This window comes from Nocardia sp. CY41 (assembly GCF_009829325.1).
Taxonomy (GTDB): domain Bacteria; phylum Actinomycetota; class Actinomycetes; order Mycobacteriales; family Mycobacteriaceae; genus Nocardia.
The window spans coordinates 266287-285520 of record NZ_VUOS01000001.1 but is presented as its reverse complement, the minus strand read 5'-3'; the positions used below and the strand labels follow the sequence as shown (position 1 = coordinate 285520).

General features: G+C 69.3%; 14 protein-coding genes. 6 read left to right on the top strand and 8 right to left on the bottom strand.

Annotated elements, in window-relative coordinates:
- Nucleotides 1–26 precede the first annotated feature (26 nt).
- The 4 genes from GVY64_RS01355 to GVY64_RS01340 form a co-directional block, all read right to left on the bottom strand.
- Nucleotides 27–1106: a 2-oxoacid:ferredoxin oxidoreductase subunit beta gene (locus tag GVY64_RS01355; protein WP_159837877.1), complete on the bottom strand. Its 1080-nt coding sequence runs from the start codon at nt 1104–1106 to the stop codon at nt 27–29.
- Complete coding sequence (locus GVY64_RS01350; protein WP_159837875.1) at nt 1103–3073, bottom strand: 2-oxoacid:acceptor oxidoreductase subunit alpha; 1971 nt, start codon at nt 3071–3073, stop codon at nt 1103–1105. The genes GVY64_RS01355 and GVY64_RS01350 overlap by 4 nt, the downstream gene beginning before the upstream one ends.
- A gap of 110 nt (nt 3074–3183) precedes the next feature.
- Nucleotides 3184–4200, bottom strand: a complete 1017-nt coding sequence (locus GVY64_RS01345; protein ID WP_159837873.1) for an Rv2578c family radical SAM protein — start codon at nt 4198–4200, stop codon at nt 3184–3186.
- 31 nt (nt 4201–4231) lie between these two features.
- Nucleotides 4232–5236, bottom strand: a complete 1005-nt coding sequence (locus GVY64_RS01340) for an NAD-dependent epimerase/dehydratase family protein (protein WP_159837871.1) — start codon at nt 5234–5236, stop codon at nt 4232–4234.
- Between the two features lie 207 nt (nt 5237–5443).
- Here GVY64_RS01340 and GVY64_RS01335 point away from each other — a divergent pair, with 207 nt between their 5' ends.
- Nucleotides 5444–5773, top strand: a complete 330-nt coding sequence (locus tag GVY64_RS01335) for a type VII secretion target (protein WP_159837869.1) — start codon at nt 5444–5446, stop codon at nt 5771–5773.
- On the top strand, nt 5770–7383 hold the full coding sequence (locus tag GVY64_RS01330; RefSeq protein WP_159837867.1) for a hypothetical protein: 1614 nt from the start codon (nt 5770–5772) through the stop codon (nt 7381–7383). The genes GVY64_RS01335 and GVY64_RS01330 overlap by 4 nt, the downstream gene beginning before the upstream one ends.
- Before the next feature lie 72 nt (nt 7384–7455).
- Here the strand turns inward: GVY64_RS01330 and GVY64_RS01325 are convergent, their stop codons facing one another.
- Nucleotides 7456–7989 (bottom strand): hypothetical protein, encoded by a 534-nt coding sequence (locus GVY64_RS01325; protein ID WP_159837865.1) that lies wholly within the window; start codon nt 7987–7989, stop codon nt 7456–7458.
- A 118-nt stretch (nt 7990–8107) separates the two neighbouring features.
- On the bottom strand, nt 8108–9025 hold the full coding sequence (gene ypfJ / locus GVY64_RS01320; RefSeq protein ID WP_159837863.1) for a KPN_02809 family neutral zinc metallopeptidase: 918 nt from the start codon (nt 9023–9025) through the stop codon (nt 8108–8110).
- A 1133-nt stretch (nt 9026–10158) separates the two neighbouring features.
- On the opposite strand from ypfJ, the gene aspS reads away from it, so the two are divergent.
- Nucleotides 10159–11952, top strand: a complete 1794-nt coding sequence (gene aspS, locus GVY64_RS01315; RefSeq protein WP_159837861.1) for an aspartate--tRNA ligase — start codon at nt 10159–10161, stop codon at nt 11950–11952.
- A gap of 69 nt (nt 11953–12021) precedes the next feature.
- Nucleotides 12022–12990 carry a DUF389 domain-containing protein gene (locus GVY64_RS01310; protein WP_201297849.1) on the top strand — a complete coding sequence of 323 codons (969 nt, stop codon included), beginning with the start codon at nt 12022–12024 and terminating at the stop codon, nt 12988–12990.
- Nucleotides 12991–12998: 8 nt separating this feature from the next.
- Here GVY64_RS01310 and GVY64_RS01305 read toward each other — a convergent pair whose 3' ends face one another.
- Nucleotides 12999–13967 (bottom strand): hypothetical protein, encoded by a 969-nt coding sequence (locus GVY64_RS01305; protein ID WP_236566526.1) that lies wholly within the window; start codon nt 13965–13967, stop codon nt 12999–13001.
- A 190-nt stretch (nt 13968–14157) separates the two neighbouring features.
- Here GVY64_RS01305 and GVY64_RS01300 point away from each other — a divergent pair, with 190 nt between their 5' ends.
- On the top strand, nt 14158–15327 hold the full coding sequence (locus GVY64_RS01300; RefSeq protein WP_159837859.1) for a phosphotransferase family protein: 1170 nt from the start codon (nt 14158–14160) through the stop codon (nt 15325–15327).
- A gap of 741 nt (nt 15328–16068) precedes the next feature.
- Here GVY64_RS01300 and GVY64_RS01295 read toward each other — a convergent pair.
- Nucleotides 16069–17724 (bottom strand): alkaline phosphatase D family protein, encoded by a 1656-nt coding sequence (locus GVY64_RS01295; protein WP_236566525.1) that lies wholly within the window; start codon nt 17722–17724, stop codon nt 16069–16071.
- Between the two features lie 139 nt (nt 17725–17863).
- Between GVY64_RS01295 and GVY64_RS01290 the strand changes: the two genes are divergently transcribed.
- Nucleotides 17864–19207: a replication-associated recombination protein A gene (locus tag GVY64_RS01290; protein ID WP_159837857.1), complete on the top strand. Its 1344-nt coding sequence runs from the start codon at nt 17864–17866 to the stop codon at nt 19205–19207.
- The last annotated feature ends 27 nt before the right edge of the window (nt 19208–19234 follow it).

Here is a 19234-nt window from a genome sequence, read left to right as displayed (position 1 = left end):
CGCCCGGCGCAGCCGGGTACGGCGGGTTATCCGACCGTCCAGGTCTCCGGCCCGGTGAGCAGGGCCTGCAGCGAGTCCGGGCCGACCGGCTTCTGCTCGCGCGCGCTCTCGGTCTGGTAGCGCACCGCGTCGTCGTAGGTCGGTCGAGCGACGCTGCGGAAGATGCCGGTGACGACATGCTCGAGTCCCTGGTCGCTCAGCCGCGACAGCGCGTAGGCGTACTCCGGGTCATCGGCGTAGGCGTCGTGCACCACGATGTCGGACTCCGCGACGCTGTCGGCGCGGGCCACCGCGAGCCCGAAACCGCGTCGTACCACGGCGAATTCGCCCTCGGCGCCGAAACGGATCGGCTCGGCGTGGCGCAGCGGGATGAGATGGTCCGCGGCGTTCTCCCGGCGCAGCACGTCGAACGAGCCGTCGTTGAAGATGGGGCAGTCCTGCAGGATCTCCACGAACGACGTGCCGCGATGCTCGGCGGCGGCGCGCAGCACCTCGGTGAGTCCCGCGCGATCGGAGTCGAGCGCGCGGGCGGCGAAGGTCGCTTCCGCGCCGAGTGCCACCGACAGGGTGTTGAAGGGATGGTCCACGGAGCCCATCGGCGTCGACTTGGTGATCTTGCCTTGCTCCGAGGTGGGCGAGTACTGGCCCTTGGTCAGTCCGTAGATCCGGTTGTTGAACAGCAGGATCGTCATGTTCACGTTACGGCGCAACGCGTGGATGAGGTGGTTGCCGCCGATGGACAGCGCGTCGCCGTCACCGGTCACCACCCAGACCGACAGATCCGGCCTGCTGACCGCCAACCCGGTCGCGATGGCGGGCGCACGACCGTGGATCGAGTGGATGCCGTAGGCCTCCAGGTAGTACGGGAAGCGGCTGGAGCAGCCGATCCCGGACACGAACATCAAATTCTCCCGGCGCAATCCGAGTTCGGCGAGGAAGCCGCGCACCGTCGCCAGGATCACGTAGTCACCGCAGCCGGGGCACCAGCGCACCTCCTGATCGGAGGTGAAGTCCTTCACCTTCTGCGGTCCGTCCGCGGACGGCACCCCGGATACTCCGGTCAGTCCGAGGTCGGTGCCGACCAGTGACGTTTCCACGATGGTCATGCGTTACCCCCAGCCATGCGGTACGCGGCTGCCTTGCCTGCGTCGTCCGGCAGTGTTCGATACGTGGCCTGCGCCCGTGCGGCGAAGACCTTGTTCTGTTCCATCTCCTCGATCGACCCGTCCAGCGCCGCATCGATGACCCCGACCAGCTCCTGCGCGGAGAACGCGGTGCCCGCGATCTTCGTCCACGGCCGCACGTCGACCAGGTACTTCGCCCGCAACAGCGTGGCCAGCTGGCCGCCGTTCATCTCCGGCGCGACCACCAGGCGATAGCGGCGCAGTACGTCGCCGAGATTGGCGGGCAACGGATTGAGGTGCCGAAGATGGGCCTGGGCGACCGGGACACCGCGCCGCCGCGCGCGCCGGCATGCCTCGCCGATCGGGCCGTAGGAGCTGCCCCAGCCGATCAGCAGCAGCTCGGCGGCGCCGTCCGGGTCGTCGACCGCGAGATCGGGGACGCCGATGCCGTCGATCTTGGCTTGGCGCAGGCGAACCATGAGTTCGTGGTTGGCCGGATCGTAGGAGATGTTGCCGCTGCCGTCGGCCTTCTCCAGACCGCCGATGCGGTGCGCGCGGCCCTTCGTGCCCGGGACGGCGAGCGGGCGGGCGAGGGTGTCGGGATCGCGTGCGTACGGCTGGAACGGGTCGGCGTCGTCGCCTTCCGGTTCGAAGGCCGGGTCGATCGGCTCCAGCTCGCTTACTCGGGGAATGGCCCACGGCTCCGAGCCGTTCGCGATCGCACCGTCGGACAGCAGCAGCACCGGAGTGCGGTAGGTGAGAGCGATCCGCGCGGCCTCCACCGCGGTGGCAAAGCAGTCGGCAGGGGAGCGCGGGGCCAGCACCGCCACCGGTGATTCGCCGTTGCGGCCGTAGAGCGCCTGCAACAGATCGGCCTGCTCGGTCTTGGTCGGCAGGCCGGTCGACGGTCCGCCGCGCTGCACATCGATCACGACCAGGGGCAGTTCCGTCATCACCGCCAGGCCGATGGTCTCGCTCTTGAGCGCGAGTCCGGGACCGGACGTACTGGTGACGCCCAGCGCGCCGCCGAGCGAAGCGCCCAGCGCCGCGCCGATCCCGGCGATCTCGTCCTCGGCCTGGAACGTGGTGACGCCGAAGTTCTTGTGCTTGCTCAGCTCGTGCAGGATGTCCGAGGCCGGGGTGATGGGGTAGGTGCCGAGGAAGACCGGCAGCCGCGCGATCCGGCCCGCGGCGATCAGACCGTAGGCGAGGGCGGTGTTGCCGGTGATCTGGCGATAGGTGCCCGGCGGCAGCTTGGCGGGCGCGATCTCGTAGGTGGTGGCGAAGCTCTCGGTGGTCTCGCCGTAGTTCCAGCCCGCACGGAACGCCAGGATGTTGGCCTCCGCGATGTCCGGCTTGGTGGCGAACTTCTCCCGCATGAACTGCTCGGTGCCACCGATCGGGCGCCCATACATCCAGGACAGCAGGCCGAGGGCGAACATGTTCTTCGCGCGCTGCGCATCCTTCTTGCCGACGCCGGTCGATTCGGTGGCGCCGAGGGTCAGCGAGGTCATCGGGACGCGGTGCACCACGAAGTCCGACAGTGTGTCGTCGGCCAGCGGGTCGGCGGGATAGCCGACCTTGGCGAGAGCGCGCTTGGTGAACTCGTCGGTGTTGACGATGACCGTGGCGCCGCGCGGCAGATCCTCCAGGTTCGCCTTGAGCGCGGCGGGGTTCATCGCGACCAGCACGTCGGGCTGGTCACCAGCGGTGAGGATGTCGTAGTCGGCGATCTGGATCTGGAAGGACGAGACGCCGGGCAGCGTCCCCTGCGGCGCCCGGATCTCGGCGGGGAAGCTGGGCTGGGTGGCCAGGTCGTTGCCGAAGGCGGCGGCCTCATGGGTGAAGCGATCGCCGGTCAGCTGCATTCCGTCGCCGGAGTCCCCGGCGAACCGAATGACGACCTTTTCCAACTTCGCTGTGCCGACATCGTTTTGGTGTGAAACCATATGCCTGCTTCACTTCCTCGTCGCTGAGAGGTGCCATCGCCAAACTACTCCGTCGAACGCGGTGCGCGCCCCCGAAGCGCGCGGACCGGCGAGATCCGGCGAGGATGGCGTCAGGCGAACAATGCCAGCTGCGCGCCGGTCGTGTGCGCGGTTTCGGGTCGTGTCTCCGGTTCGGCTTGGCCGCGACCCGTCAAACCGTGCTCCGCCAGCAGCGGAGCGACCCGCGCGCGCAGCCAGGCGGAGTACTCCGGCGTGACGTAGGCCCCGCGGCGGTACAGCTGGCGGTACCGCCGCAGCAAGGCCGGATGGTGCTCAGCCAGCCAGGACAGGAACCAGTCCCTGGTGCTGCCGCGCAGATGCATGGGGAATGCGACGGCCGAGTCCGCCCCGGCCGCGGCGATCGCGCCGAAGATCGCGTCCAGGTGGGCACGGCCGTCGGTGAGGCAGGGAATCACCGGCGCGACCAGGACGTTGACCGCGAATCCCGCGTCGGTGAGCGCGCGCACCAACTCCAGCCGGGCCCGGGGTGACGGCGTGCCGGGCTCCAGGCTCCGGTGCAGATCCTGGTCGAGGATCGCGATGGACACCGCGAGACTCACGCGCACCTCGCGGGCGGCCGCGGTCAGCAGCGGCAGGTCGCGACGCAGCAGGGTGCCCTTGGTGAGGACGGAGAAGGGCGTGCCGGACTCGGCCAGCGCGCGAATGATGCCCGGCATCAACCGATACCGCCCCTCGGCGCGCTGATAGGGATCGGTGTTGGTGCCGAGCGCCACCGGTTCGCGGCGCCAGGACCGCCTCCCGAGCTCTTTGCGCAGCACCGCCGCGACATTCGTCTTCACCACGATCTGCGAGTCGAAGTCCCGGCCCGCGTCCAGGTCCAGGTACTCGTGCGTGCCGCGCGCGAAACAGTAGCGGCACGCGTGCGAACACCCCCGCATGGGATTGACCGTCCAGTGGAACGGCACATTCGCGCCCTCGGGCACCCGGTTCAGCGCGCTCTTGCACAGCACCTCGTGGAACGTGATGCCTTCGAACTCCGGCGTCTGCACGGTGCGCACCAGACCGGCCCGGGACAGCCCGGGCAAGGCGCCGTCCTCGGCGTCCAGGGTCTGGCTTTGCCACCGCACACCCTCAGTCGAACATGTGTTCTATCCGCTGTCAAGCAATCTGCCTGGTGTCCGGCGGGACGAGCCGGGTCGGGTCGGCGAAGAAGGCGACCAGGTCGCGCACTGTGTCGTCGAGCGGGCGCGGCAGGTAGCCGAGCTCGCTGGACGCCTTGCCGTGGTCGACGACGGGCGCGGAGATGAGCGCGCCCAGCGCCGCCTTGGAGACGATGTCGGAGTTGAACAGCTTGCCGATCGGCGCGAGCACCGGGATGACGCCGGACACCAGCTTGGGGGAGATGGCGAATTTCGGGCCCCGCTTGCCGCCGTGGGCCGCCGCGACGCGGCACAGCTCGAGCATCGAGATCATCGATCCGCCGAGCAGGTAGTTCTCGCCGGTCCGGCCGTGCTCGCCGGCCAGGATCAGGCCCTCGGCCACGTCGCGCACGTCCACGAGGTCGAATCCCCCGCCGATCATGGCCGGTACCCGCCCGAGCGCCGCGTCCTTCAGCGTCCGGTTGATGCGCGACAGCGGCTTGCTGAAGTCCAGGGGGCCGAACACACCCGTGGGATTGCACAGCACGGCGTCCAGGCCTTGGTCGATCACCTTGCGCAGCGCGACCTCGCCCGCCCACTTCGACCGGTCGTACACCGGAAGCGCGGGATCGGTCGAGCGCGGCGCGTTCTCGTCGATCCGGCCGCCGCAGCTGTACTGGTCGAACGCGTGGATCGAGCTGGCGTGCACCATTCGCCGGGCGCCGACGGCCAGCGCCGCTTCGGCGACCACGCGCACGCCCTCGGTGTTCACCCGCCAGGCCAGATCGTTCTTCTCGGCCAGGGTGATGACGGCGACCAGGTGGTAGACCACCTCGGCGCCGCTCAGCGCGGCGCGCATCGACGCCGGGTCGAGCACGTCGCCCTGCAGCCAGGTGACACCGGGCGCCGCCGGCTCGGCGGGAATCGCCCGATCGATGGCCGTGACCTGATGGCCGCGCTCGGTGAGGAGCCGGAGCAGATTCGTGCCAAGGTAGCCGGCTGCGCCGGTCACTGCGACCTTCATGGGACAGAGAATATAGAACTTGTTCTAATTTGCAACACGTTCCAGTTCTGGCCCGTCGTCCCGGTCGGACGGTGCGTTCGGGCTCGAAACTTGCCGGTCGGGTCGGCTATATTGAGCGCAACCGTAGCGGCCCTTGCCGATCGGCAGGGAGCAAGCGGATCACAACTGCACGACGCGGATTCGTACGACGATGTGGGGGGCAACTCGATGAGTGATCTCTCGGTAGAGACCGAAGCGGTCCGGGCGTTCGCCGCCACGAACGCCGGTATCGCCGGTGATCTCGCGGGGGCGGGCAATTTCGACGCGGTGCAGAACGTCGCCGCGCTCGTTCCGGTATTCGGCCTGATCGGGGCGGACTACTTGGCGATGTTCGCCGCGGCGCAGGTGCTTCAGGCCAAGGACATCAACGATCTGTCGGCCAAGTACGCCAAGCTGTCGGACTCGGCGTTCAGCGCCGCCGCGGCCTACGACGCGGTCGATTGGTCCAACGCGGGCGCGCTCGGGTCGATCGCGGGCCAGATCGGGGGCGCGGTATGAGACCGCTCGACAGCGGGGTCATCGCCCCGGAGGACCACGCCGTAGCGCACGCGGCCGAGCAGAACGTGGCCATCGGCCAGCAGTCCGTACTGGACGCTCTGCAGAACGCGCCGGCCCAGGGGATGCCGGATCTCTCGTTGCCGCAGTTGCCCGAAGATCTGCCGCCCATCGAGCCGCCCGCGTTCGTGCTGTCGCGCAAGATCTCCGATGACCAACAGGCGGCAGGCGCGCTACCCGGCGGTCTACCCGGGCTGAACGGCACGCCGGGCGCCGAGGACGTGCCCGGCATCCCGCACGAGGTGTCCGCGCTGCTCGGCGACACGGGTACGGCGGTGAACCAGATCGCGGCGCCCGCGGTCGAGGCTGCGCTCGATCAAGCGCACGGCGTACTGAACGGAGCGCTCGCCGACGCGCCGAGCGCGGTCGCAGGCACGGTGAACCAGGCGGCGTCCGCGGCCGGAACGCTGCCCCCCTTGCCCGCCGACCCGGTGGCAGCGCTGATGCAGGGCGTCGCGGTGCCCGCGCTGCCCGGCGTCGACGTCCTGATGAAACCGATCCTGGATCTGCTGAGCAGCTTCGGCACCGGTGTCATCGGCGCGCTCGACCCGACCGCCATCCTGAGCCAATCCTCCAAGGTCATCGAGATGGCCATGCAGGTCGGCAAGGGCAGTATCGGCACGGTCGAGCAGTTGTGGCAGAGCCAGGCCGCGCGCAACGCCCAGGCCGCAGGCCAGCAGGCGAACGTGGAGGGGCAGCAGACCAGCCAGCGAGGCATCGACATCTCCGAACTCACCCAGCGCGCCGCCGCGGTGGTGCAGCAGGGCAACGCGCAGCTGCTGGGGATCGCGTCGTCGTTCGCCACCCAGGCGACCGCGCTGGCCCCGGTGATCCTGACCCCGCCCGCGCAGGCGACGCTGATCGCCTCGGCCACCGAACACCTCGGCCACGCCGTCGGCGTGGCCAACGCCACTCGCGGCGACCTGGCCGGCAAGACCGCCGAACTCAGCGGCATGGTGCAACAGCTGGTGGCGCCGGGCGGCGGTCCGGCACCGCAGGAGGTCGCCCAGGCGCTGGCGGAGAACATCGGCCAACCGATCCTGGAACAGGCGCAGTCGACCGCGTCCGACACCGCGACGCAGGCGGCCGGCCTGGACTCCGCCACTCCCGGGACGTCGAGCCCGACGACCACGCCGTCGTCGGTGCACAACACGACGCACAGCCCCAGCACCAGCCACGGCACGCCGAGCAGTCTGCTCGGCACCAGTCACGGCCGGCCCGGAAGTCCGAGCACACCCTCGGTCCCCAAAACCACCGGCCTGCCCGGCACTACGATGCCGATCCGTCCGGTGGCGGGCGTCCCAGGCGCTTCGCTCGGAACCGGCACACCCGCCGGCACCACACCCGCCGGATCGAGCAGCTTCATGGGTGGCCCCGCCGCGGCAGGGCAGCGCAGCAACGACGACGAACACTCGCGCACGGTGCAGCCGTACTCGAGCCCGATGGGCAACGACGACCTCACCGGTCCGCTGGGCGAGTCCACGCCGGACGTGATCGGCGCGACGCACTCGGACGAGATCATCAGTTCGGATTACGAGCAGGATCAGTTCTGACGCGCCGGGGGAAAGCAAGCCGCCGCACCGGGCCCGGCGGAGTGGCGGTTCGGGCCGGGTGACCAGCGGTTATCAGTCCTGCACGAACGAGTCGAGCAGTTTCCGGTAGAGGTCGGCGAAGCGTTTGCGGGCGGCCTGCTGCTCGGCCCCGAGCCCGTCGGTGGTCTCCGGCGAATACACCACCAGATGCACGTCGTCCGCGGGCGATTGCGGCATGTAGTCGATGATCCGGCTGCTCTGGTCGGTGGCCTTCGGCACGCCGAGGTCCGCCGTGGCGAGCGCTTTGGTCTCCGCCAGCGCCGCGCTCAGTACGTCGGATGGGATATGGCCGTCGAAACGCTTCGGAGGGGTCTCCGGAGCCCGATCGGCGGCCACGGCATCGGGACTGCTGACCGCGCGGCCGTCCGCGAAGATCTCCAGCTGCGGGCGCAGATCCGTGCGGGCCTGCCAGCCGTCCGGAATGGTGGTCAGGGTGAACAGCGCCAGCGGCGCGGCGATCGGCGGTAGCGCACTGGGACGGTCCAGGGCCGGGTCCGCCGTGGCGGCGCCCGAGCCCGCCGCGACGATCAGCATCACAACCAGCAGAACGGCTTTCGTTACTCGCATCGATCCCATCTTCCGGTGCTGTCCGTGTCCGCCTGCGGCGCAGGCGAACTGCCGTAGATCATGACAGCGCGCCGGGCCCTGGCGGGACTCGGCGCGCTGTATCGATCGGATTCGGTGCTTACCGCAGACCGGACGGGTTGTCCAAGTCCGGCGCCGAGTAGGTGTCGCAAGCCCGGACCTGGCCGGTCTTGTAGCCGGTGAGGAACCACTTCTGTCGCTGCGCGGACGAACCGTGTGTCCACGCCTCGGGATTCACCCGGCCCTGGGCGGCGCGCTGGATGCGGTCGTCGCCGACCGCGGCGGCCGCCGAAAGCGCGTCGTCGACGTCTTTGTCCGACAGCGGTTTCAGGAACGGCTGGTTGCTGCCCGGCGCCGGTTGCTCGTCCGCGAAATGGGCCCAGATGCCTGCGTAGCAGTCGGCCTGCAGTTCGGTCCGGACCGCGCCGGAGTCCGGGCCGCGGGGATCGCGTTGTGCCCGGCCCAGGTCGCCGAGCTGGTTCTGGATGTGATGGCCGAATTCGTGCGCCACCACGTATTCCTGCGCGAGTGGACCACCACTGGCGCCGAAACGATTGACCAGGTCCTGGAAGAAGCTGACGTCGAAGTACGCGGTCTTGTCGGCCGGGCAGTAGAACGGGCCGACCGCGCTGGTCGCATTGCCGCAGCCGGTCGCGACCGCGCCCGAGAACGGCCGTACGGCCGGCTGCGCATACTGCTTGCCGGCCTGCTTCGGCAGTTCGCTGTTCCACACCGCGTCCAGGCTCTGCACGGTGAGCGCGACACGGCAGTCGACGTACTTGTTGGCGGATCCGCTCTCCTTGCAGTGCTCCGGCAGGCTCCCGGTCCCCGGCTGCACCTGACCGGTCTCGGTGCCGGTGAGATCGCCGAGCACCGAGCCCGGGTCACCGCCGAGCAGCAGCGCCAATACCAGCAGGATGAGACCACCCGCGCCGCCGCCCAGCGCGATCTTGCCTCCTCTGCCCCCGCCCCACGAAACTCGATCCGGGTCGATCTGCATGCCCTCGTTGAAGGTCATCGTCGTCGCTCTCTGTCCTCGGTCGCGCGGCTGGAACGGGCACTCCCTGAGACGCGTGCCCGGGAAGGCATCGTGTGCTGCTCCGGACGGGGTCGGGTCCTGACCAGCCGAGCTGACGGTCTGTCTTTCCTAGCTTGGCACGGGCAGCTGGATATGGATTTGCGCCCGGCGTATGTGTCACATTCTCGGCAACCACCACTACCATCGCGCCCCGACGATCTGTCGGGCCACGCCTCCGCGTGCGGAATCCGGGTGTGGCCGACGGCGGCCGGGGCAGCGCGTCGCGGATCTCGTACTCGGACAGCGGCTCAGGAAAACTCATCGGCGGGCCGGGTCGACGACGTGAACTCTTGTGCGTGCTCCGCGTGATCTGATAAAGTTCCGCGAGTATCAAGGGGGTTCTTATAGAAGATTGTCTTTCGAATTCTGTGAATTGTGGAGCACTTCTATTCCTGGGGGAATCGAGTACAGATGACTTTCAATGACAGTGTCTATGCCGAGCCTTGTCGAGTTCAGGTTGCCGGCTGGACCTGCACTCCTACGTCGATCGATGGCGAGAGGAAGGGGGAGACATGGTGCCGCCACGATACAGGTGAATGCTATGGCAGGCCGTGTTGCAGTATTCCGAAACCAATTGCCAACGCTGCTGGTTTCGCCCCCGCTCACTCCGATAACATTTCCGCGTTCGCCTTGGTGGCGATCTTGACGGTATTTCTTGTCCGTCGTTCGGTCGGGAAGATCTGGTATTCCACCGGCCTATCGGAATTGACAAGCATGCGTAGATCGGTGTGATGCGGAGACGCCGGCGCTCGAGCCGGTTACCGTGAGGGTGCTCACGGATCGACCGGGTTGGGCGCGGCTACCGTCGTCGAAGCCGCAGCGCCGATCGGATGTATGGCCATTTCGCCGGTACGCACTGCGTCTTCTCGCTATGTCGGGCCGCGCCTGAGTGCGGTCGCTGAAATCGCTGGGCCGGCGGCAGCGCAAGGGTTTCGTTCGGCGATGAGGCCGGACCCCGTTCTGCGCGGCTCGGCGTGGAAGACCGATACGGTTTCCGCCGGTGGACGTACCCTCACTACGATGGCGAACGCACCGAGTGGTCCGCCGGTGCCAGAGTCGTCGAAAGGAACCCCGTGCTGCGCACCCACTTGGCTGGTTCGCTGCGAAGCGAGCATGCCGGTCAGACCGTCACCCTCACCGGCTGGGTGGCCCGGCGGCGTGACCACGGTGGGGTGATCTTCATCGATCTGCGCGATGCGTCCGGCGTCGCCCAGGCGGTGTTCCGCGAGGGTGAACCCGCCGAACAAGCGCACCGGCTGCGCGCGGAGTACTGCGTGCGCGTGACCGGCACCGTGGAGCCGCGGCCGAGCGGCAACGAAAACCCCGAGCTGCCGACCGGCGCCATCGAAGTGAACGTCACCGAGCTCGAGGTGCTGAACGAGAGCGCCCCGCTGCCGTTCCAGCTGGACGAGCAGCCCGGTGAGGAAGCGCGCTTGAAGCATCGCTACCTGGACCTGCGTCGCGAAGGCCCGGCGCACGCCATCCGGCTGCGGTCCAAAGTCAACGCGGCCGCGCGCGAGGTGCTCGCTCGCCACGAGTTCATCGAGGTCGAGACCCCGACGCTGACGCGGTCCACACCGGAGGGCGCCCGCGACTTCCTGGTGCCCGCGCGCCTGCAGCCGGGCAGCTTCTACGCGCTGCCGCAGAGCCCGCAGCTGTTCAAGCAGCTGCTGATGGTCGGCGGTATCGAACGCTACTTCCAGATCGCGCGGTGCTATCGGGACGAGGACTTCCGCGCCGACCGCCAGCCGGAGTTCACCCAGCTCGACATCGAGATGAGCTTCGTGCGCCAGGAGGACGTGATCCTGCTGGCGGAGGAGATCCTGGTCGCGCTGTGGAAGCTGGTGGGCCACGAGATCCAGACCCCGATCCCGCACATGACGTATGCCGAGGCCATGCGCCGCTTCGGTAGTGACAAGCCGGACCTGCGTTTCGGTGTGGAGATCACCGAGTGCACCGAGTATTTCAAGGAGACCCCGTTCCGGGTGTTCCAGGCGCCCTATGTCGGCGCGGTGGTCATGCCGGGCGGCGCGAGCCAGCCGCGGCGCCAGCTCGACGCCTGGCAGGAGTGGGCCAAGCAGCGCGGCGCCAAGGGACTGGCGTACGTGCTGGTGAACGAGGACGGCACGCTGGGCGGCCCGGTCGCCAAGAACCTCAGCGACGCCGAGCGCGAGGGCCTGGCCAAGCACGTCGGCGCGGTACCGGGTGACTGCGTGTTCTTCGCCGCGGGCGCGGCGAAGGCGCAGCGTGCGCTGCTGGGTGCGGCGCGCGTCGAAATCGCGCGCAAAGTCGGCCTCATCGATGAGGACGCCTGGTCGTTCGTCTGGATCGTGGACGCGCCGCTGTTCGAGCCCACCGTCGAGGCGACCGCGAGCGGCGATGTCGCGGTGGGCCATTCCGCCTGGACAGCGGTGCATCACGCGTTCACCTCGCCGAAGCCGGAGTCGCTGGACACTTTCGACACCGATCCGGGCTCGGCGCTGGCCTACGCCTACGACATCGTCTGCAACGGCAACGAGATCGGCGGCGGGTCGATTCGTATCCATCGCCGTGACGTGCAGGAACGCGTCTTCGAAGTGATGGGTATCACGCACGAGGAGGCGCAGGAGAAGTTCGGCTTCCTGCTGGATGCCTTCGCCTTCGGCGCGCCGCCGCACGGCGGCATCGCTTTCGGCTGGGACCGGGTCACCGCGCTGCTGGCCGGAGAGGACTCGATCCGCGAGGTCATCGCGTTCCCGAAGACCGGCGGCGGCGTCGACCCGCTGACCGACGCGCCCGCGCCGATCACCGAGCAGCAGCGCAAAGAGGCGGGGCTGCACGTCAAGCCGGAGCAGAACAAGGGTGCGCATCCCGAGACCGCGTCGTAGCGGACCGCCCGCGCGAACGGTACCTTTCCGGTCAGCCGCGTCTCCGTCAGCCGACCACGAGGAAATCCGTTGCTGCATCTGCGCATGATCAGCCCGCCGGCGAGCACCGAGGCGGTGCTCGCGGTGCTCGCCGCCGATCCCGGGGTCACGCACGTGACCCTGGCGCGCGGTGCCGCGCTGGAGCCCGAGGGCGACCTCGTGCAGGCGGATGTGGCTCGCGAGGCCGCCAACGACGTGCTCGACGACCTGACCGCGCTGGGCATCTGCCGGTCCGGCGGCATGACGCTCACCCCGGTCGAGACGGTTCTGTCCGACGCGGGCGAGCGGGCGGTGCACGAGGCGCCCGGCGACCCCAGCGACGCGATCGTGTGGGAGGAATTGCTCGCGCAGACACACGAGGAGTCGAGCCTCAACGCGACGTTTCTCGCGTTCCTCACCATCGCCTGCCTGCTCGCCGCCGTGGGCGTCGCGACCGATTCGCCGGTGACGATCGTCGGCGCGATGGTCGTCGGCCCCGAGTTCGGCCCGCTGGCCGCCTTCGCGGTGGCCCTGTCACGCAGGGACTTCCGGCTCGCCGGCCGCTCGGTGGTCGCGCTCGCGGTCGGTTTTCCGGTGGCGATGGTCGTCACGCTGCTGGCGACGCTGGTCTGGGAGCAGGTCGGCTGGATCAGCATCGATGGGGTGGGCGGTATATCGGAGGTCGACTTCATCTATCAGGTCGGCCCGTTTTCCCTGGTCGTCGCGCTGCTGGCCGGTGCGGCGGGCATGTTGGCCTTGGTGACCGCGAAATCGGCCGCGCTGGTCGGGGTGTTCATCTCGGTCACGACCGTGCCGGCCGCCGGATTCGCCGTCGTCGCGGCGACTCTGGGGGAATGGCGGGTGGCCTTCCTGTCCGCGGGGCAGCTGGCGGTGAACATGGCGGGCATCGTGGCGGCCGGGGTCATCGTGCTCGCGCTGCGGCCTCGCGCGGGCAGCGAGGCCGGTCCGGTGGGACGGTTCAAGCGCTGGATCGGCAAGCGCTCATCGATCGGGAAATGAAGCGCAGCTCACCGTGCGGTGACCGGGCCGCCGGTGAGCGTGCGGTAGGCGTAGGTCACCGCGATGACCGCGACCGGGCCCGCGATCAGCAGACCGAGACCGCACAACAGCAGGCCCAGGAAGGTGACCACCAGCACGGCCAGCGCGAGCAGCAGAACCTGCCAGGCATTGGCGACCACCAGCATGAAGCTGGACTTCAGCGCTTCGAACGGACCTTGGTCCTGGTCGACGACGAAATGCAGCGAGAACATGCACAGCCATCCGGCGATCAGTCCGGGAAGCAAGCAGATCGCCGAGCCGAGAAAGGTCAGCGTGAACGCCAGGAGTGCGGTGAGCAGCACATTGCCCGCGTTCAGGAACCGGAAGTAGGCGCCGAAAGGCGGTGGGGTGCCATCGGTTTCGAACAGTGCTCCGCGCACCATCGCCGCTTGCAGCAGCCATATCCCGGCCATGACCGCCAGGAAGACGAGCAGCAGCGGAAGCATCGTCGTGGGGTCGATGAGCTGGACCACGAGCAGGGAAGCCAGGTATATGACCAGTCCCAGTGCGGTCACCCCGACCCACGGACCGGGATTGGCCCGGAACGTCGCCCAGCCGTAGCTGAGCGCCTGACCCACATCCAATGTGGTCGGACCCGTGGGGACCTGCTGGTAGCCGTAGACCGGCTTCTGCGCGGGCGCGGAGCCGGACGGTGCCCAGCCCGGTCCGGTGCCCGGCGGGCCGTAGCTCGGGTGCGCCGTGCCCACGGGCGGGGGCGGCAGCGGTTCGCTGCCGTGGTGGGCCGCGGCGGGACCTTCGAACTGCGGGTATGGTGACGAACCGGCCATCTCGTGGCGGACCTGACCGCTCCCGGGGGCCGGAGCTTGCGGATTCGGGTTCTCGTACTGCCCCGGCCGCTCCGCGTGACGTTCGTCGTCGTGCGGGGAGGACGCGCCGCCGGCTGATTGTCTGGGTGCGGGAGGCGGAGTCTCGGTCATGCGTCGACCTTTCCACTCAACTGGTTTGCGGTGTGGCGCACGGCAGTTGACGATGAGACAACCCGACGGCCGCACCGGTGTCAAGCGACCGGCGGCGGCCGTGCGGCCGTGCCGGAGACACGCCGAGCGACGCGGAAAGGTTGTGTAACCGCTCGCTAGAAGTGACCCCATGCGAGTACTTTGAGAGGCGATGACCGCACTATTGGCCGAACGCGCCGCCGAAGTCGTGTCCGCAGCGCAACAGTTGCTCACAAAGCGAATGGGTGCTCCGGTAAAGCTGAGCGATCCGATCGAACTCAGCGGTAGTGGTAGGACGACGGTCCTACGTGTGCGGGTTGCGGAGAACGCTTTCTCGTTACCGCGAACCCTGATCGTCAAGCAGGTCCGTGGTGCCGCCCAGGATCGCCGGACCGGTGGTCTGGCCCCGGGGGTGGCCAGCATAGATTCCGCATTCCTCCGTGAGACGGTCTCTTATCAGTTCACCACCGCGCTGAGCCGGGAACAGCGCCCGGGTGCGTACCTGATCGCGCACAGCCTGCCCGACCGGCTGCTGATCCTCAGCGACCTCGGGGAGAACTCGCTGCTCACCGCCGTGCTCCAGTCCGGCGCCGAGCCCGCCACCCGTAACGCCCTGATGGCGTTCGCTCAGGCGCTTGGCCGGATGCATGCCGCCACCGTCGGGCGCGAGGCGGACTTCGTCGCGTTGCTGCGCCGAGTCGACGTGGTGCACCGGGTGGACGGCATCGCCCAGCAGGCCGAGTCGGCGATCTCCGAGGTGCCCGGACTGCTCCAGCGCGAACTGGGCATCGAGGTGCCCGGCGAGATCGCCGAGCGGATCGTGCGAGGGAACCGGCTGTACTCCGCGGGGCGCTTCCGGGCGTTCAGCCCGTCGGACCTGTGCCCGGACAATGTGATCTTGAACGAGGAGGGCGCCCGCTTCCTCGACTACGAGTGGGGCGGATTCCGCGACGCCACCCTGGACATCGCCTACGCGTTGGTGTCCTTCCCCGGCTGCCTGTGCGACCTCGAGCTCTCCCGCGAGCGCGCCAGGCAGATGGTGGAGGCGTGGCGCGCCGAGGTCGTGGGTGTGTGGCCCGCGCTGGCCGACGACGACCAGCTGGCCGAACGCATCCTGGAAGCCCGGCTGATCTGGGTCTGGCTGTCCACGTACTGGTTCCTGCCGGCCGACCACACGCGCATCGCGGCCGCCCGGGAACACGGACTGTCGGTGCCGCGCTCGGCGGCGCTGATCAACCGCTGGGCCGCCCTCGCCGAGGACGCGCGGTGCACCGGGGACGACATCGTGGGTGATTTCGCCGAGGACGTGTCGGCGCGGCTGGAAGAGCGCTGGTCGGAGTAGGTCTCCGCGTCGGCGGAACCGGGCGCAGGCCGTGCCGGACCCAATCGGCGTGAATGTCGGCGCCGGCCCCGTTGTCGTCGATGGCTCCGTGCCGGGCAGTGAGGCGGTTGCGTGAAGAGCTGCCTTCGCCGATGCCATCGCCGCACTCCCGCGCTGGGTACACCTGCGTGGCGGCCACGTCATGCGGATCTGATGGACGCGGTGCCGGGGCACCCGCCGCCAGCCGTCTGCCGCAAGGCGGCGGGGCGGGTCGACGAGCAGTTCCGTTCGGCAATACAACCGCGCCGAGGCTATTCGGTGTCGGGTAGTCGGTCGACGCCACCGGAACGGATCCCCACAGGACAGCCAGGGCGATGCTCGTCTCCGGCGGCCGCCGTGCCGACGCATACGGATGCGAATCGGCTTGCAGCCCCGGCACGATGAGAGATTCGGAGTGCTCGGCCCCAGGGGCACGAACACGGGGAAGAGGGAGTGCCGGGTGGGTCACCTACTGCTCGTATTGCTCCGCTGGTTCTCGTCGCCGCGCCGCTCGGCGTCGGGATCCTCCGAAGGACCAGAAGCCCTGGCCGGATCGGCGGCGATGCGACGACGCGTGCCCGCGCGGCGGGGGCGCAACTCAGCAAGGATGCTCGCGCCTACCGGTGGCGCTACCGGCCGCACGGCAAGTCGAACAACGACAGCGGCAGCGGCGCGGGGTGCGCGGGCGGCGGGTGCGCGGGCGGGGAGTGATCGCCGCGGCGCTCAGCCGAGCGGGGTCTGCCGCGGCTCGATCCGGCCCCCGGAGCGGACGGCGAACGACGCGCCGTGCCGTACACCCGAATCGGGGTCCGCGACGTCGAGCACGTAATACCAGTCCATCTGCGCTTGGTCGGCGGTGATCTCCAGAACGCCGTAGCCGTGCGCGTCCAACTCCACATAGCGCAGATGCCGGTTGACCGTCTTGATCGATTCCGCGATGGGCGCGGAGTTCGCCTGCAGCATGTCGCCGATGCTGGTCGAGGTCACCGACGGCACGACGAACTCGGCGCCCGCCGTCGTGCCGCCCGGGTAGTTCGCCGCGTCCAGAGGCAGATCCGCGGCCCACGAGGAGTGGATATCCCCCGTCAGGAACAGCACGTCGGAAACCTGCTGGTCGACGATGGCGCGAAACAGGCGGGTGCGGTCGGCGGTATAGCCGTCCCACTGGTCGCCGTTCAGGGAGAGGCCGGACTGCGGGACGCCGACGGTGCTCGTGATCGCCGCGGTGGTGGCCGGTTCCAGCGGAGGGAAGACCAACGGGGCGATCATGACCGAGTTGCCGACCAGTTTCCACCGCACCGGCGCGGACGCCAAGCCCGCGGTCAGCCATTCCATCTGCGCCTTGCCGGTCATGGTGCGTGCCGGGTCGTCCGCCGCGCGCCAGTCCGCTCCCGGCTTCGCCTCTCGGTCGCGGTAACTGCGCAGATCCAGCATGGCGAGTTCGGCCAGGGTGCCGAAGCGCAGCCTGCGGTAGATCCGCACGTCTGCCCCGGAACCGGACGCGCGGACCGGCATCCATTCCAGGTAGGCGCGTGCGGAGGCGACTCGCCGGTCCGCCCAGTCGCCCTCCGTCGCCGGATCGTGGTTGTGCGCGCCGCCGGACCAGGAGTTGTCCGCGGATTCGTGGTCGTCCCAGGTGCAGATGAACGGCAACATGGCGTGCAGCCCGAGCAGATCCGGGTCGGTCTTGTACTGCGCGTGCCGGATGCGGTAGTCGGCCAGACTGACGATCTCGTCGGCCGGTTCGTGCGGACGCACGATGCCGTTGCGGCCGCCGTACTTGCCGCGGCCGTATTCGTAGAGGTAATCACCCAGGTGCACGATGGCGTCCAGGTCGGTGCGGGCGGCCAGGTGACGGTAGGCGCCGAAGTAGCCCGCCTCCCAGTTCGAGCACGAGACCACGCCGAATCGGAGGCGGTCGGGTGCGTCCTGCGCAGCGGGGGCGGTCCTGGTGCGCCCGACGGGAGAGGTTCGGCCGAGGGCGCTGAAGCGATAGAAGTACTGCACACCGGGCGCGAGGCCGGAGACGTCGACCTTGACGGTGTGATCGGAGTCCGCCGTGGCCGTCACCGCGCCGGACGCGGCGATCGAGACGAACCCCTCGTCCGCGGCGATCTCCCATCGCACGGTCGCGGGGTCGCCCAGGCCCGACCCGGGCGCCGCCTCGTCGGAGACGGTGACGCGCGTCCAGAGAATCACGCCGTCGGGGAGCGGGTCGCCCGAGGCGACGCCGTGCCGGAAAACCGGTGTCGCGGCGGCCGCGCGGCCGGGAGCGAGCACCGCGGTGGCGGTGGCGGCGGCCGCGGTGCCCTTCAGGAGGGTGCGCCGAGCGAGGCGCACAGCGATCGAGGGATCTGAAACGAACTCGTTTTCAGTCACGGGTACCGATCACATCCGAAGGATGTGCGACACGCAACTCGGCTCGATTCCGCGCAGGTCGGTACCGCGCCGTCGCGGCGGAAAGTGGGCGGGGGAACGGCATGTCGTGCTGTCGGTGCGGATCGGTAACGTTCGTGTCGTGAGCGATGGCTTGTTCGACGTGCCCGGTGCCGCGGTGCCCGCGGAGCATTCGATCGACGCCGTGGTGCGCCGGGACGCGGGGGCGCCGCTGGCGGTGCGCATGCGTCCGGCCGGCCTGGAGGAAGTGGTCGGCCAGCAGCACCTGCTCGGGCCCGGCTCGCCGCTGCGCAGGCTGATCGAGGGTTCGGGCGCCGCCTCGGTGCTGCTGTACGGGCCACCCGGTACGGGCAAGACCACCCTCGCCTCGCTCATCTCGCAGGCCACCGGCCGCCGGTTCGAAGCGCTGTCGGCGCTGTCGGCGGGTGTCAAAGAGGTGCGCGCGGTCATCGACATGGCGCGGCGCAGGCTGTCGGCGGGCGAGCAGACCGTGCTGTTCATCGATGAGGTGCACCGCTTCTCCAAGACCCAGCAGGATGCCCTGCTGGCCGCGGTGGAGAACCGTATCGTCCTGCTCGTCGGCGCGACCACGGAGAACCCGTCGTTCTCGGTGGTGTCGCCGTTGTTGTCGCGATCGCTGGTGCTGCAGCTGCGGTCGTTGACCGAGGCCGACATCCGCCGAGTGCTCCAGCGCGCGATCGACGACCCGCGTGGTCTCGGTGGCGAGTACACCGTCACCGACGCCGCGCTCGAGCACATCATCCGGATCGCGGGCGGCGACGCCCGCCGCGCGCTGACGGCGCTGGAAGCGTCGGCGGAATCCTCGCTCGACGGCACCGTCGACGTGGACCTGGTCGAGGCCAGTGTGGACAAGGCCGCGGTGCGCTACGACCGCGCGGGTGATCAGCACTACGACGTGATCAGCGCGTTCATCAAGTCCATCCGCGGCTCGGATGTCGACGCCGCGCTGCACTACCTCGCGCGCATGCTCAGCGCGGGCGAGGACCCTCGCTTCATCGCCCGCAGGCTGATGATCCACGCGAGCGAGGACATCGGGATGGCCGACCCGATGGCGTTGCAGACCGCGACCGCCGCCGCGCAGGTGGTGCAGCTGGTCGGCCTGCCCGAAGGCCGCCTCGCGCTCGCCCAGGCCACGATCCATCTGGCGACCGCCCCGAAGTCCGGCGCGGTCGTCGCCGCGATCGGAGCCGCCATGGCCGACGTCGCCGCAGGCAAGGCGGGCCCGGTTCCGCCGCATCTGCGCGACGGCCACTACCCGGGCGCGGCGGCGCTCGGCCACGCTCAGGGCTACCGGTACCCGCACGACGACAAAGACGGCGTCCTCGCGCAGCAGTATCCGCCCGACGAATTGGTCGGCGTCGACTACTACCAGCCCACCGATCACGGACACGAACGCGAGATCGGCCCTCGGGTCGACAAGCTGCGCCGCATCGTCCGAGGCTGACCCACCCACGACCGGGTCGCCGGGACG